Genomic DNA, 13504 nt, shown 5'->3' with positions numbered 1-13504 from the left:
TGCTTACAAACCTTACACAACTTACGGCTAACCAGAACGGGCGCTTCTCCTCCGTGAGGCGCTGACTTTTTATCCCCCTCCCCTTATTTTATCTGGTGGTGAGCATGGGCGACATGAAGTACTCCGAGCTCGCCGGTCTCTACCGGCGGCTTGAAAAGACGACTTTGAAGACCCTCAAAACTCGGTTCGTGGCAGACTTCCTCAAGAACGTGCCGGATGAGCTCCTAGAGATCGTCCCCTACCTCATCCTCGGAAAGGTGTTCCCTGACTGGGACGAGAGGGAGCTGGGCGTAGGTGAGAAGCTACTCATAAAGGCCGTGTCGATTGCTACCGGAGTACCGGAGGGTGAAATCGAAAACTCAATCAAGGACACCGGTGACCTAGGTGAGAGCATTGCCCTGGCGGTCAAAAAGAAAAAGCAGAAGAGCTTCTTCTCCCAGCCTCTGACGATAAAGCGCGTTTACGATACCTTCGTGAAGGTGGCCGAGAGCCAGGGAGAGGGGAGCCAGGACAGGAAGATGAAGTACCTGGCAAACCTCTTCATGGACGCCCAGCCAGAGGAAGCCAAGTACATAGCGAGGACAGTTCTGGGGACGATGAGAACAGGTGTGGCAGAGGGAATACTCAGGGACGCGATAGCGGAGGCCTTCAAAGTGAAGGCGGAGCTCGTTGAGAGGGCGTACATGCTAACGAGCGACTTCGGCTACGTGACGAAGGTGGCGAAGCTCGAGGGGAACGAGGGGCTCTCCAAAGTGCGGATCCAGGTAGGGAAGCCGGTAAGGCCGATGCTGGCCCAGAACGCGGCGAGCGTTAAAGACGCGCTCCTCGAGATGGGTGGAGAGGCAGCATTCGAGATAAAGTACGACGGGGCCAGGGTTCAGGTCCACAAGGACGGCGATAGGGTGGTCATCTACTCGCGCAGGCTTGAGAACGTCACCCGCTCGATTCCAGAGATCGTTGAGGCCGTGAGGAGCCAGCTGAGGCCCGAGAAGGCCATCGTCGAGGGCGAACTGGTTGCCGTCGGCGACGGCGGAAAACCGAGGCCCTTCCAGTACGTGCTGAGGCGCTTTAGGAGGAAGTACAACATCGAGGAGATGATAGAGAGGATTCCCTTGGAGCTCAACCTCTTCGACGTACTCTACGTCGACGGTGAGAGCCTCGTAGATACGCCGTTCATGGAGAGAAGAAAGAGGCTGGAGGAGGCCGTCGAGGAGAGCGAGAGGATAAAGCTCGCCCAGCAGCTCGTGACGAAGAAGGCCGAGGAGGCCGAGGAGTTCTACAGGAGGGCCCTTGAGCTGGGACACGAGGGTCTGATGGCCAAGAGGCTGGACTCTGTCTACGAGCCCGGCAACCGCGGGAAGAAGTGGCTCAAGATAAAGCCGACGATGGAGGATCTCGACCTCGTCATAATCGGGGCCGAGTGGGGCGAGGGAAGACGCGCACACCTGCTTGGCTCGTTCCTTGTGGCGGCATACGACCAGCACAGGGGCGAGTTCGTCCCGGTCGGGAAGGTGGGCAGTGGCTTCACCGACGAGGACCTAGCCGAGTTCACGAAGATGCTCAAGCCCCTCATAGTCCGTGAGGAGGGCAAATACGTCGAAATAGAGCCCAGGGTCGTCATCCAGGTGACCTACCAGGAGATACAGAAGAGCCCGAAGTACGAGAGCGGCTTCGCCCTGCGCTTCCCGCGCTACGTGGCCCTGAGGGAGGACAAGAGCCCTGAGGAGGCGGACACGATAGAGAGGATCTCGGAGCTCTACGGGCTCCAGGAGAGGTTCAAGGCGAAGAGGTAGGGTCAGGGGACTTCCCCCGACCCGTTTATTGGGCATGCGATGAGTCCGCAGGGGACTCCCGGAACTGTAGGTTGCTCCAGAGGACGGACTTCAACCATCATTATGGGAAGCCTTAGACCCTTCATGTCCTCCGTCCTTAAATCGCTGTACCACTTGTAGATAAGTCCCCCGGAGCGTGGTTTTACCTGAATTTTATAATCCCAGACAGTAACGCCGTAGGAGTTCCATTTATTTGAGAATGAAAGGGAGATACCTTTTAGGAGCTCCAAGAGTCCCTCCTTGGTAGCAGATTTCCCGATGGCCTGGGCCAGCCCAGATGCCCCATCTTCAAGGGCAGAGGCGAGGAGTCCCCCCACAGGGATGCTAAAACCAGTAGAGGAGGGTGAGCTTTTTTCCTTATCCCCCCAGTCGTCTGCGACATAAAACCCATCATGCGAATAAGGGTAGGGCAGCCTCTCAAGTTCAAGGTGTGGCCAGGGTTTGTTGGTATTGTTGGATACGGGAAACGTATACGACAGATAGTTCAGGATTGTCGGGGGATTCTTGCCAGATTTTATATAAAGATCAACGCTTCCGTCCTTTTTGAACGTGTACTGGTACTTTCCCGAATTCAGGATCTTCAGCGGGTAAACAGCCACATATGGAATTTGTGTCCTTTTTTTCTCCACTTTATCGTACGCAGGGATCTCCCCGGCGAGAACTTCATACTGAACATCCAAATAGAGATAATTACTCCAAACTTGGTCAGGAGATAATAGTAGTTCATCTAGACCTGGCTTGGTATTCACATCCAATGAGAATCCATTATAATTAGAACCATTAGCTAAGGTTACTATCGGAACGCCCAGAATTTCTAGAGAAACAGCCCACTGGGCGTAAGTATAACTGTTGATTACTAAACGCCAGTGAATATAGTTGATCTCCTGAACAGCGTCCCCGTCTATGTGAGCCCCCATCACTGGTGTTTTGAGGGTTACAAGGGTACGCTTACCATTCGACAGTAATTGCTGCCTCCAGCCCCTGTAAGGACAAAATCTGCCGCCGAAATCTATGTAGTCCTTTGGGCAGGACCTTGAGAGGACTTCAGGGGTGGCGTTGAAGGGTTTCGAGAAGTCCATGAGTACCGGAGCCTTGTCGAGATCCAAGTAGGGGCGGATAAGTGAGGTCACCCCGAATTTCCCGTCCTTCCGGAGGTAGAAGACTAGGGGAGTTGGTCTGGAGAAAAGCGCTGAGGGTTCCCTGATCTTGTCCCACTCCTTCCTCGGTATCCTGAGTACCGCGGGAATGATGGAGCTGCCGTGTCCCTTTTCAAGCAGTTTGACGTCCCCAGGGGTAGGGTAGACAACGGCGTAGTCCGCGTTGCCGTCGATGTAGTAGAGCTCCCGGCCGAGGAGCGAGATGGGCCTTGTGCTGTCCTCGCTGATGTAGCGAATCGCCCCCACGGTTCCCGCTCCTACCACCAATAGTACTATAACCAATGACATAATCTTTCTCATAATGACACCTCCATTATTAGTATTTGATCAAATTGGCCTTATAAAATTTTCTCCCAATTGTAGTTAGAGCTAATCTAAAAATGCAACAAAATAATATCATTCGAAGGGGTACTCCCCCAAACAATCATCATGGAACACGGGTTCCTCAAAATCTCCGATTAGACAGGTTGGGTCATTGTTCACCGAAAGAACCTCGAGGGCAGTTGCCAAGAGGGCCGCCGTTCCGAGGGCCATGAGGGCGTACAGACCACTCCCACCGTACCCGGCAAAGTTGAGTACGAAGGGGAGGTCATAGAGGGAGTGGTAGAGGGATACCCTCAGGTAGGCGCCCCAGCTTCCTTTGGTTATGAGGGAAGTGGCCGCTATGAGAGTGAAGGCCACGTGGAGGCCCACGACCGTGAACCTGAGGAGAGCTAGTAGAGGTTCTCCAGCTATGAGAAGCTGCACCGAGTAGAGGATCGATTCAATCAGCCCGAAGAAGAAAGCCCCTCCGATGGTCTTCTTCCAGAGAACCCACATCTCCTCGCGGAACATCTTGGCCGGAAGCAGTTTGGAGAACTCCTCAACTGGGCCTATCATAAGTCCCAAGACGGCGAGGCCCCAGAGGGGAAGGCCGTCACTGGAGAGCAGGGGTATCAAAATGGGTATCTCAAGGAGAGAAGCCACGAGAACGGCCATCAGGCCGAGGAGGAAGGATATGGTCTTCCACTTCATGGGAGGGAGCCGATCCCAGATGCCCCGGATTTCCCTGTAGGTTAAAAGCGTGATCAGGGAGTTCAGAAAAAGGGCAACGCAGAGGTAGGGCGTTATGATCCCAAGCCCCAGATCGTGCATTCCTAACCCCAGTGGTTAAAATGGAAGGAGGGATTTAAAGCTTTCCCTCACTTGAGCCTTATGGCGTCCAGGTTGTTGGGGGCGCGGGTTGAGAGGTTGAACTTCTTGTGTATGCTAGACGCTAGGTCGAGGCACTTGTGGGGCTCGCCGTGGACGGTTATTATGCGCTCCGGCCTGGGCCTGAGCCTGGCGACGTAGCTCATGAGCTCCCTCCTGTCCGCGTGACCGGAGAAGCCGTCTATCGTCTGAACCTCCATGTTCACCTGCACGACCTCGGTCCTGCCGTCCTCCCCGACGAGAGGTATCTCCCTTAGACCCCTCTGCACCTGCCTTCCGAGGGTTCCCTCCGCCTGGTAGCTGACGAACACCATCGTGTTCTTCGGATCCGGGGCGAGCTGCTTGAAGTACTCGACACTCGGCCCGCCGACGAGCATGCCCGAGGTGGCTATTATTATAGCGGGTTCTCCGCTGTCTATGATGTCCTGCCTCTCGCGCGAGTTGGCGACGCTCTTGAAGATCGGGTTGAGGAACGGGTTGTAGCCCTCGTGGAAGATCTGCTCCCTAAGTCTCTTGCTGAGGTACTCCGGGTAAGCGGTGTGTATGGCGGTTGCCTCCCATATCATGCCGTCGAGGTAAATCGGCACCTCGAGGCCGCCTATCCTCGCGTACTCCTCGAGAACCATCATTATCTCCTGGGCCCTTCCGACGGCCATAGCAGGGATGAGAACCTTTCCGCCGCGCTTTATGGTCTGGTGGATGACCTCTATCAGGCGCTTCTCAGCTTCTTCACGTGGCATCTGGTAGTCGTTGCTGCCCCCGTAGGTGGACTCCATGACCAGCGTTTCAACGCGCGGGAACCTGCTAACAGCGGGCTCAAGAAGCCTCGTCGGGATGAACTTGAAGTCGCCGGTTACCGCTATGTTGTGGAGGCCGTTTCCTATGTGGAGGTGGACTATCGCGGAACCGAGGATGTGGCCGGCGTTGTGGAGGGTAAGCCTTATGTCAGGCGCTATATCGCGAACCTCACCGTAGTCGAGGGTTATCGTGTGCTTTATGACCTCCTTTATGTCCCTCGGCCTGTAGAGCGGTTCGACGCCGTTCATGTGCTGAATCTCGATGAAGTCCTGCTGGAGGAGGGTCATTAAGTCCCTCGTCGGCGGAGTTGTGTAAATCGGCCCGTCGAAGAGCTTGTAGCGGAAGAGGTAGGGGAGCATTCCACTGTGGTCGAGGTGGGCGTGGGTTATGATTATAGCGTCGAGAAGCCCCTCGTCGAGGACGTAACGGAACTCTGGGGCCTCAAAGTGCGGGAAGGCCTTGGTGGGGTCTCTGAGGGCGGCTATGTTCACACCGAAATCGACCAGAACGTAGCTCTCATCGGTTTGAACAAGGAGGGCGCTCCTTCCAACCTCCCTGAAGCCGCCGAGACCGGTTATCCTTATCCACCTGCTCTTGTACTCGGGCTTGCGGTAGATCGTTCTTCCGACCTGCCTCAGAAACTTCCTCCTGTCCTTGGCCTCTGCCTGAAGGATGCCCCTGATGGAGTAGATGGTCTGGCTCTGTATCGGGGGTGTGCGGATGGCCTTGGGGGCCCAGTGAACCCTCTGGGTTATCTCCCTCAAGGTTTCCCCGTTCTTCCCTATGACGAGACCCGGCTTTCTGGCCTCTATTATGACCTCTCCAACCGACGGGTCGAAGCTTATGTTTGTTATCTCGGCCTCTGGAGGGACTATCTGCTTTATCATCTCCTCAGCCTGCTCCGGCGGTATGAGTATCTCCGGGTCCGGCCTGACGCTGATCCTCTTCTTGAGGACCTTGGCGAGGCTCTTGATCAAGTTGCCGTCGCGCATTATTGCCTCAGGGTTCTTGACGTATATCACCAGCTCCGGCCCCTCGAACTCGACCTCCGTAACCCTGGCCTCCCTGGGGACCATCTGGTCAATCACGGCCTTTATGTCCTTCAGGATGTCCTCAACAAAAGTTTCCCTCCTGATCAAAGGTACCACCTCACTTCAGAATTGCTTCAAGCTCCTCCCTGCTGAGCTCCCTATAACCTTCCTTCGTGATCGTTACGAGGGTTATCCCCTCACCTGTGTAAACGTCCCTCTTTATCGCGGCCTTAACGGCCCTCGCCGCCAGTTTTACGCCCTCCTCAAGGGGCATTTCCTCGGAGAAGTTCTCCTCGAGTATGGCCAGCGCGAACTCCATACCAGAACCAGCGGCTATGAACCTCTCCTTCGTGACGCCCCCGGCGGCGTCTATGGAGTACAGCTCGGGGCCCGAGTCATAGCCCCCAACGAGAAACCACGCGAAGTAGGGCAGGTGCCTCGTGCCGTGGAGCACGTTCGACAGGAGCGTTGAGAGCGCCTTCACCGACATTTCCCTGCCGACCTTTGCCCGGTAGAGCTTTGCCTCGGCCCTGAGAAGCCTGACGAGGCCCAGGATGTCCCCAACCAAACCGGCACCCGCGATGGCCAGGTGGTCGTCTATCTGGAACACCTTGGTTACTCCCTTTGACGTCACCATGTTGCCGAGCGTTGCCCTCCTGTCCGCTGCCAGGACCACTCCGTCCCTACACACTACGCCTACGGTTGTTGTGCCCTTTATGGCGTTTGGACTCCCGTTCAACAGTAACACCCCTGATGGTCTGTGTTAGAACAGAAAAACCACAATGGCGCTTTGGACAAAGGGTATTTAAAGATTTCGCAAGAAAGGGGGATCAGAAGGTGTAGTAGTCCACCCCCTTCCCCTCCTTTTCCGTCCTCCGCTTCCTGCTCTCCTCGAAGTTCCTGTAGTACTCCAGCATGTAGGGCGTTATGCTCGGCTTGACCTTCTTCAGTGCGGTCTCGAAGTCCCTCTTCGATACCCCAAGGCCCTCCAGGAACTCCTCGCTCTGGCTCTCAAAGGCCTCCCTCGAGGAGGACACGGCTCTCCTGAGGGCGGCTAGAGCCGCCTCCCTGACCAGGGCCTCCAAATCGGCCCCGCTGTACCCCTCGGTCTTTTTCGCGATCTCCCTGAGGTCGACGTCATCGGCCAATGGGACGCGCCTAGTGTGAACCTTGAGTATCTCGAGCCTCGCCTTCTCGTCAGGTGCTGGGACGAATATCAACCTGTCAAAGCGCCCTGGCCTGAGCAGGGCAGGGTCGATGATGTCCGGCCTGTTGGTCGCGCCTATGACCACTATACCGCTGTTCTCCTCGATCCCGTCCATCTCCGTCAGCAGCTGGTTGATCAGGGTATCGAGGTGTCTTCCACCCTCATAGCTACCCCTGGCCGGTGCTATCGCGTCGATCTCGTCGATGAAGATGACGGTCGGAGCAGCCTGCCTCGCCTTCCTGAATATCTCCCTTATCCTCTTCTCGGTCTCACCGACCCACTTGCTGAGCACTTCAGGTCCGCGGATGGCTATGAAGTTGGCCTCGCTCTCGTTGGCGACGGCCTTCGCGAGGAGCGTCTTACCGGTTCCGGGCGGGCCGTAGAGGAGTATGCCCTTCGGCGGGTTGACGCCTAGCCTCTCGAAGGCCTTCGGGTATTTGAGCGGCCACTCGACGGCCTCGCGGAGCTCCTGCTTGACGTCCTCCAGACCGCCGACGTCCTCCCAGCGGACGTTCGGGACCTCGATGAGAACCTCCCTCAGGGCCGAGGGTTCCACCATCTTGAGGGCCTCGTAGAAGTCCTCCTCCCTCACGCGGAGCTCCTGGAGAACCTCCGGAGGAATGCGCTCCTGCTCGGGGCTGACCTTGCCCTCCTGGATGAGCCGCCTCAGGACTACCATAGCCGCTTCCCTAGCCAGTGCCGCCAGGTCCGCTCCAACGAAGCCGTGGGTCCTCTCGGCTATTCTGTCGAGCATCCTGTCAACCAACCTGGCCCTGATCTCGGAGTAGACCTCGCTGTTCCTCTTGAGTACCTCCTTGATCTCCTCCTCGCTCTGGGCGTTTTCAACGGGCTTCCTCAGGATCTCGGCGGTCTGGAGGTACTGGCCGCCCCTTGAGGCGAGCTCGTCCAGGACGCGGAGAACCTCGACCTTGTCGAAGGTGGGCTCAAGGGGCATTCCCCTGGTGTGGATCTGGAGTATCTCCTTCCTTCCCTGCTTGTCCGGGACGCCGACCTCTATCTCCCTGTCGAACCTCCCGGGCCTTCTCAAAGCCGGATCGAGGGCGTCGGGCCTGTTCGTGGCGGCTATGACTATGACCTTACCGCGCCCCTTGAGGCCGTCCATCAGCGTGAGCAGCTGGCTCACAACGCGCTTTTCAACTTCCCCAACGACCTCCTCCCTCTTCGGGGCTATCGCGTCTATCTCGTCGATGAAGATTATGCTCGGCGCGTTCTCCTCGGCCTCCTTGAAGATGTCCCTCAGCCTCTCCTCGCTCTCACCGTAGTACTTGCTCATTATCTCCGGCCCGTTTATCGCTATGAAGTGTGCGTTAGCTTCGTTCGCTACCGCTTTGGCAAGCAGAGTCTTACCGGTTCCCGGCGGCCCGTAGAGGAGAACGCCCTTGGGCGGCTCTATCCCCAGGCGCTCGAAGAGCTCCGGGTGCTTGAGCGGCAGCTCGACCATCTCCCTGATCTTCTGGATCGCGTCGCTGAGACCGCCAATGTCCTCGTAGGTCACCTCGGGGATGCTCTCCTCCCTGACCTCAACGGCCTGCGGGAGAACCTCGACCTCGGTGTTGTAGGTTATCTGGACTATGCCCTTGGGGATCGTGTTGACCACCACGAACTTCAGCTCGCCGAAGCCTAGGGGCATCGTCTCGAAGAGGCCCCTTATGAGGTCGTCGAGGGGGCTTCCACCGTAGTAGCCCGTCTCCCCCCTGCTGCTGGCGACGATTATGTCCCCTTTAACTACGGGCCTTCCGAGCAGGTTCCCTTTGACGATGTCGCCCGGTATCTGGAGGATAACCCCCCTCTGGGCCGGTGCCAGGACGACCTTCCTGGCCTCCTGAACCTGGGCCTTCCTCACCGTCACGTAGTCCCCTATACTCACGCCGGCGTTCTTCCTTATGTAACCGTCCATCCTGACTATGTCGAGACCCCTGTCGTCGGGGTGGGCGTTGGCCACTATCGCGGCCGTCGAGCGAGAGCCGACGAGCTCCACTATGTCCCCGGTGCTGACGCCGAGCTTCTTCTGGTATGGCCTGTCAAAGCGCACTATCCCCCTGCCCACGTCAACCTTGAGCGCCTCGGCCACCCTAAGCTTGATCTCGTCGACCTCTTCCTCACTCCTGCCAAAGATCATCGTGATCACCTCCGTCGTTTCTCATAACGTTGTGGGATATGTCCAAAGGGTATAAAACCTCTCCGCTCACGCCTTCTTCTTCCTCTGCCTCTCTATGGCCTCCTCGAGGGTCATGTTGCCAACGGCCACCTCCCTGGCCAGACGCGTCGAGATCGTTATGTTACCGCTCAGTTCCCGGCTCCTCCTCTTTATGTCCTCGATCTCTCGCTTGGAGGGCTCCTTCACCTCGAGGAGCTCCCCTATGGTGGTCTCCCTACCCCTCCTGAGGCCTATGTTTATCGACGCCACTATGTCCTGAACCCCGGGGACCTCGGTGTTGCCAACCCTCGGGGTAGTCCTGGCCTCGTTAACGAGGATTATGGGGTAGTCGTATCCCAGAAGCTGTCCGAGGGCCTTCAACGTCAGAACCCTCTGCCGCTTAGCCCCGTGGCCTATCTTTATCTTGGCCCCAGGGTACCTCTCTAGGAGTTCGAATATGACCCCAACGTCCCTCGGCCCCCTGAGTCTGTGAACCTCGACGACCCTGTTGTCGGCCACGACGCTAACCCCGGGCCTCTCACCAGGGTCTATCGCGATGAACACCTGCCTGAACCTCTCCCGCCCCTCGAGGAGAGCTAGAAGCTCGTCTATAAAGTTCTCGTCCCTCACGAGGATCTTGACCGGGAAGTCCACCTTCCGGAAGCTCAGCTCGTCAGTCAGGACGACCTCAACGTCGAAGGGGATCTTCTCCCCGGGGGTGAGGCTGTGGAAGCCTATCCCATAAGCCTTGAGGATTTTAACGACGAGGTAGTACACCCTAGCGTCCTCTGTTACAACGGCAACCCGCATGGTTGACCCTCCCCGGAAACCTTCAAAAACCTTCCTCCGAGGAAAGTCTTAAATTCCCTTCCGCGGAACCAATGGGGAGGTATGGAGCATGCCCCCGAAGAAAAGGCCCCCCGTTGAGGAGGATGAGGAGTACTTCGAGGAGGAGCTCGAGTTCGAGGAGGACTTTGAGGACGAGCTCGAGGACGAGTACTGGGAGGAATGGGAAGAGGAGGACTGGGAGGACGACGAAGACTGGTGACTAGAGCCTCGAAAAGAGCCTGGCCTCGAACTCCCTCTGGATCTTTATGCCGAGGTCAAAGACCCCCTTCGAAAGCTCCCTCAGCCCGGGGTCGTTCGTCGTCTTCGCCTCCTCGAGGAGCTCAAAGGCAAAGAACTTGAGAACCCTCGCGAGGATGTAGTCGCTCTTGGCACCGAGCACCTTCCTGAGGAGTTCTTCATCGAGGAGGCCCCTTTCCAGCACGGCCCTTACGAGCAGAAGCCTTCTAACGGGATCGTACACCTTCCGGGCGAACCCCGAGGCCTTTTCGACATCACCATCACCAAGCGCGCGGAGGGCCAGGAGGTAGCCAAGCTTACTGGCGTGGGAGGCCATACTGCACAACTCCTCTGCCCTCTCAACGTTCCCAGCCCTCAGGTACACTATCCCAGCCTCCTCGAGAAGGCGGCTCTTCAGGGGCTCGTCAAGCAGGCCGGCCCAGTACTCGATCTCCTCAACGTTGGCGCTCCAGACCGGGATCTCAAAGTACTCGACGAGGTACTCCCTTCCCTCGGGCTCCAGGGTCCCCACAGAGGGCTTTGGGGGAACAGCCCTGGGGACCTCGTTCTGGGGCACCACCGCTTCCCGTACCTCTCCCTTCATGCGGAGCAACTCGGCACCGGGCATGAGCTTGCCGTCCTTGAAGCTTATCCCTGGCGGAAGGGGCTTGAGAACTTCAATGTCCTCCTCATCGAGGCCCAGCTCGCCCAGACTCACCCCCGCGCTGCCCTTCTCGACTATCGCCCTGGCCAGCATTACCGAGACCGCCTTGAGGGCCTTTTTCCGGATGAACTCGCTCTTTATCCTCCTTGCAGCAGTTATGGCCTGTTTGAACATTCCGGCCTTGGAAAAAATATAGGAGACGTCCTTGAGCGCTTCATCGCGGAGCGAATCCGTTGAGATGCCCTCCGCAACTTCGAGGGCCTTCTCCGGCCTCTCCAGGGCGTACGCCTCCGCGATCCACCTGAGGGCGTAGCCCCGCCAGTAGGGATCCTTGATCTTCCCGGCTAGCGCCAGAGCCGCCCCGGGGTTCCTTTCGTTCAGGAGCCTCTTTATCTCGATCAGCCTTTCGTCCAAACCCCTCACCGCGCGCCCTTAAACCTAAGCCCCGGGAACCATACCTTCTTTCCGGCCTTCTCCTTCTCCTCGTCCCACTCGTGGAGTATCTTAACCGCTTCGCTCGCGACCAAAGCGGCTTCCTTTTCCCCGGCCTTGCCGAACTCGTTGGTAACGCGGTTTGCGAAAACAGCACAGACGCAACCGGCCCTTAATCCGTAGATGCTCGCGAGAGTGTAGAGCGTCGCCGCCTCCATCTCGAAGTTCGTAACCCTCGCCTGTCTCAGGTCGTCGAGTATGTTCCTGGCAAAGCTCGGGAAGTAGCCGTTTAGACCGGGCCTTCCCTGGCCGAGGTAGAAGCTGTCGGTTGAAGCGGTAATGCCGAGGTGGTAGCGGACTCCCAGAGTTTCGGCCGCCTCAATCAAAGCCATCGTTACCTCTAAGTCGGCCACCGCAGGATACTCAACGCGAACGTACTGCTTTGAAGTTCCCTCAAGCCTAACGGCCGCTCTCGCTATAATCAGGTCACCTATCTCCATCCCGGGCTGTATCGCTCCGGTTGAGCCGACCCTGATGAAGGTATCCGCTCCAATAGCAGCAAGTTCCTCCACCGCTATGGCTGTGGAGGGCCCGCCTATTCCGGTCGAGGTGACGCTTATTGGAACCCCTTTGTATTTGCCTGTATGAGTCCTGTACTCGCGGTGGAAGGCTATCTCCTTGGCTTCGTCCCACAGGGAGCTTATCTTCGGAACCCTCTCCGGGTCCCCGGGAAGAAGGACGTACCTTGAAACGTCACCCGGTTTGCAGGCTATGTGGTACTGGTAGCCCTCTTCGGTCTGTGGCCTCTCAGCCGAGATGAACTTCTCTCCCATGGCAACCACCTTTTTATGCGTTTGTGCACTATAATCGACGTTAAACTAAAAAGCCTTTGGGGTTGGGAGCATGCTCAGATGCACCCGATGCGGGAAGACCTCTCCAGAGAGCTTCCGTTTGAGATGCGACTGCGGAGGAACGTTGCTCGTTGAGAGGGAGCACTACGACTTCTTCGGGAACCTCTTGAATTATCTGGACATGCGTCGCTATCTCAACTTTCTTCCCGTTGGGGGCAACTACCTCCCTCCGGCTGTTCCAGCCATAACGCCAACCACGCCGCTCGAGGTCGGCGGAGTCTTTGCCCTCTTCAAGCTCGACTACCTCCAGCCGAGCGGTTCCTTCAAGGACAGGGGCACATGGGTAACAGTTGCCAAGCTGATGGAAGAGGGAATCAGGGAAGTTGTCCTCGACAGTTCCGGAAACGCCGCCCTGAGCTTTGCACTCTACTCCCTCCCTGCGGGCATAAAGGCACATATTTTCGTCTCCTACGATGCAATGCCCGGGAAGGTTTCCCTCCTCCAGAGGCTTGGTGCAGTCATTCACTTCGTTGATGGGGACAGGATGACCGTCCATGGCAAAGCCGAGGAGTTCGCGGAGAGGGAGGGCTTAGCTTATGTCTCCCACTGGCTCAACCCCTACTTCATCGAGGGGACCAAGACGGTTGCATTCGAGGTTTACGAGCAGGTTGGCCTTCCCGACTACGTTTTGGCCCCTACGGGGAGCGGAACGCTCTTCCTCGGCCTCTGGAAGGGCTTCAAGGAGCTTGAGAGGATGGGTGAGATAGCGAGGCTTCCCGTCCTCGTTGCGGTTCAAGCGACTGGCTACGAGAGCCTCTGCGAGCGCTCACCGCTGAAGAACAACCTGGCCGACGGCATAGCCATTCCAAATCCACCGCGCTTTGGGGAGATGAAAAGGGTCTTGGAAGAAACCAACGGCCTCTGCGTGAGCGTTGACGATATTGAAACGAGAGAAGCGTTGAGCTGGCTGAAGAGGGCGGGCTTTCTCGTTGAGCCCACCTCGGCGGTTGTTCTAAGTGCCCTCTGGAAGCTGATTGAGACCGGTGAGATACCTTCTGGCTCGAAGGTTCTGCTCCCACTCACGGGTTCGGGCCTTAAACTAACCGAAGGTATTTAAA

11 protein-coding genes are annotated in these 13504 nt (G+C 57.3%); 3 read left to right on the top strand and 8 right to left on the bottom strand.

The genetic code is table 11. The features are described from left to right. The first annotated feature begins 113 nt into the window (after window positions 1–113). Window positions 114–1793 (top strand): ATP-dependent DNA ligase, encoded by a 1680-nt coding sequence (locus tag ACZ5AM_RS04705; protein WP_464915970.1) that lies wholly within the window; start codon window positions 114–116, stop codon window positions 1791–1793. Window positions 1794–1795: 2 nt separating this feature from the next. Here ACZ5AM_RS04705 and ACZ5AM_RS04700 read toward each other — a convergent pair whose 3' ends face one another. From ACZ5AM_RS04700 to ACZ5AM_RS04675, 6 genes are all read right to left on the bottom strand, one after another. After that, window positions 1796–3289 carry a hypothetical protein gene (locus ACZ5AM_RS04700; protein WP_464915711.1) on the bottom strand — a complete coding sequence of 498 codons (1494 nt, stop codon included), beginning with the start codon at window positions 3287–3289 and terminating at the stop codon, window positions 1796–1798. 96 nt (window positions 3290–3385) lie between these two features. After that, window positions 3386–4123, bottom strand: coding sequence for a hypothetical protein (locus ACZ5AM_RS04695; protein WP_464915710.1), 738 nt, complete (start codon window positions 4121–4123; stop codon window positions 3386–3388). A gap of 47 nt (window positions 4124–4170) precedes the next feature. Further along, window positions 4171–6117, bottom strand: a complete 1947-nt coding sequence (locus ACZ5AM_RS04690) for a beta-CASP ribonuclease aCPSF1 (protein WP_464915709.1) — start codon at window positions 6115–6117, stop codon at window positions 4171–4173. Window positions 6118–6127: 10 nt separating this feature from the next. Beyond that, window positions 6128–6748 carry an archaeal proteasome endopeptidase complex subunit beta gene (gene psmB / locus ACZ5AM_RS04685; RefSeq protein WP_464915708.1) on the bottom strand — a complete coding sequence of 207 codons (621 nt, stop codon included), beginning with the start codon at window positions 6746–6748 and terminating at the stop codon, window positions 6128–6130. Window positions 6749–6839: 91 nt separating this feature from the next. Beyond that, on the bottom strand, window positions 6840–9356 hold the full coding sequence (locus ACZ5AM_RS04680; RefSeq protein WP_464915707.1) for a CDC48 family AAA ATPase: 2517 nt from the start codon (window positions 9354–9356) through the stop codon (window positions 6840–6842). Window positions 9357–9422: 66 nt separating this feature from the next. Next, window positions 9423–10184 carry a hypothetical protein gene (locus tag ACZ5AM_RS04675; protein WP_464915706.1) on the bottom strand — a complete coding sequence of 254 codons (762 nt, stop codon included), beginning with the start codon at window positions 10182–10184 and terminating at the stop codon, window positions 9423–9425. Window positions 10185–10272: 88 nt separating this feature from the next. Between ACZ5AM_RS04675 and ACZ5AM_RS04670 the strand changes: the two genes are divergently transcribed. Beyond that, window positions 10273–10422 carry a hypothetical protein gene (locus tag ACZ5AM_RS04670; RefSeq protein ID WP_464915705.1) on the top strand — a complete coding sequence of 50 codons (150 nt, stop codon included), beginning with the start codon at window positions 10273–10275 and terminating at the stop codon, window positions 10420–10422. On the opposite strand, the gene ACZ5AM_RS04665 is transcribed toward ACZ5AM_RS04670, so the two are convergent. Together ACZ5AM_RS04665 and udp are read right to left on the bottom strand one after the other, a co-directional pair. Then, window positions 10423–11517 carry a hypothetical protein gene (locus ACZ5AM_RS04665; RefSeq protein WP_464915704.1) on the bottom strand — a complete coding sequence of 365 codons (1095 nt, stop codon included), beginning with the start codon at window positions 11515–11517 and terminating at the stop codon, window positions 10423–10425. A 5-nt stretch (window positions 11518–11522) separates the two neighbouring features. Further along, the gene (gene udp, locus ACZ5AM_RS04660) at window positions 11523–12368 is read right to left on the bottom strand and encodes a uridine phosphorylase (protein ID WP_464915703.1); all 846 of its coding nucleotides are present in this window, start codon (window positions 12366–12368) and stop codon (window positions 11523–11525) included. A gap of 70 nt (window positions 12369–12438) precedes the next feature. On the opposite strand from udp, the gene ACZ5AM_RS04655 reads away from it, so the two are divergent. Continuing rightward, complete coding sequence (locus ACZ5AM_RS04655; protein WP_464915702.1) at window positions 12439–13503, top strand: pyridoxal-phosphate dependent enzyme; 1065 nt, start codon at window positions 12439–12441, stop codon at window positions 13501–13503. Window position 13504 lies beyond the last annotated feature (1 nt).

The sequence above is a fragment of the Thermococcus fumicolans genome, assembly GCF_055386755.1.
The sequence above is the reverse complement of the archived record's forward strand: the minus strand, read 5'-3'. Positions and strand labels throughout refer to the sequence as shown.

Excerpts from the sequence above, each read along its gene's own strand:
- ACZ5AM_RS04705 (WP_464915970.1), top strand. The coding sequence starts at position 114 with ATGAAGTACTCCGAGCTCGCCGGTCTCTACCGGCGGCTTGAAAAGACG.
- ACZ5AM_RS04700 (WP_464915711.1), bottom strand. The coding sequence starts at position 3,289 with ATGAGAAAGATTATGTCATTGGTTATAGTACTATTGGTGGTAGGAGCG.
- ACZ5AM_RS04695 (WP_464915710.1), bottom strand. The coding sequence starts at position 4,123 with ATGCACGATCTGGGGCTTGGGATCATAACGCCCTACCTCTGCGTTGCC.
- ACZ5AM_RS04680 (WP_464915707.1), bottom strand. The coding sequence starts at position 9,356 with ATGATCTTTGGCAGGAGTGAGGAAGAGGTCGACGAGATCAAGCTTAGG.
- ACZ5AM_RS04675 (WP_464915706.1), bottom strand. The coding sequence starts at position 10,184 with ATGCGGGTTGCCGTTGTAACAGAGGACGCTAGGGTGTACTACCTCGTC.
- ACZ5AM_RS04670 (WP_464915705.1), top strand. The coding sequence starts at position 10,273 with ATGCCCCCGAAGAAAAGGCCCCCCGTTGAGGAGGATGAGGAGTACTTC.
- udp (WP_464915703.1), bottom strand. The coding sequence starts at position 12,368 with ATGGGAGAGAAGTTCATCTCGGCTGAGAGGCCACAGACCGAAGAGGGC.
- ACZ5AM_RS04655 (WP_464915702.1), top strand. The coding sequence starts at position 12,439 with ATGCTCAGATGCACCCGATGCGGGAAGACCTCTCCAGAGAGCTTCCGT.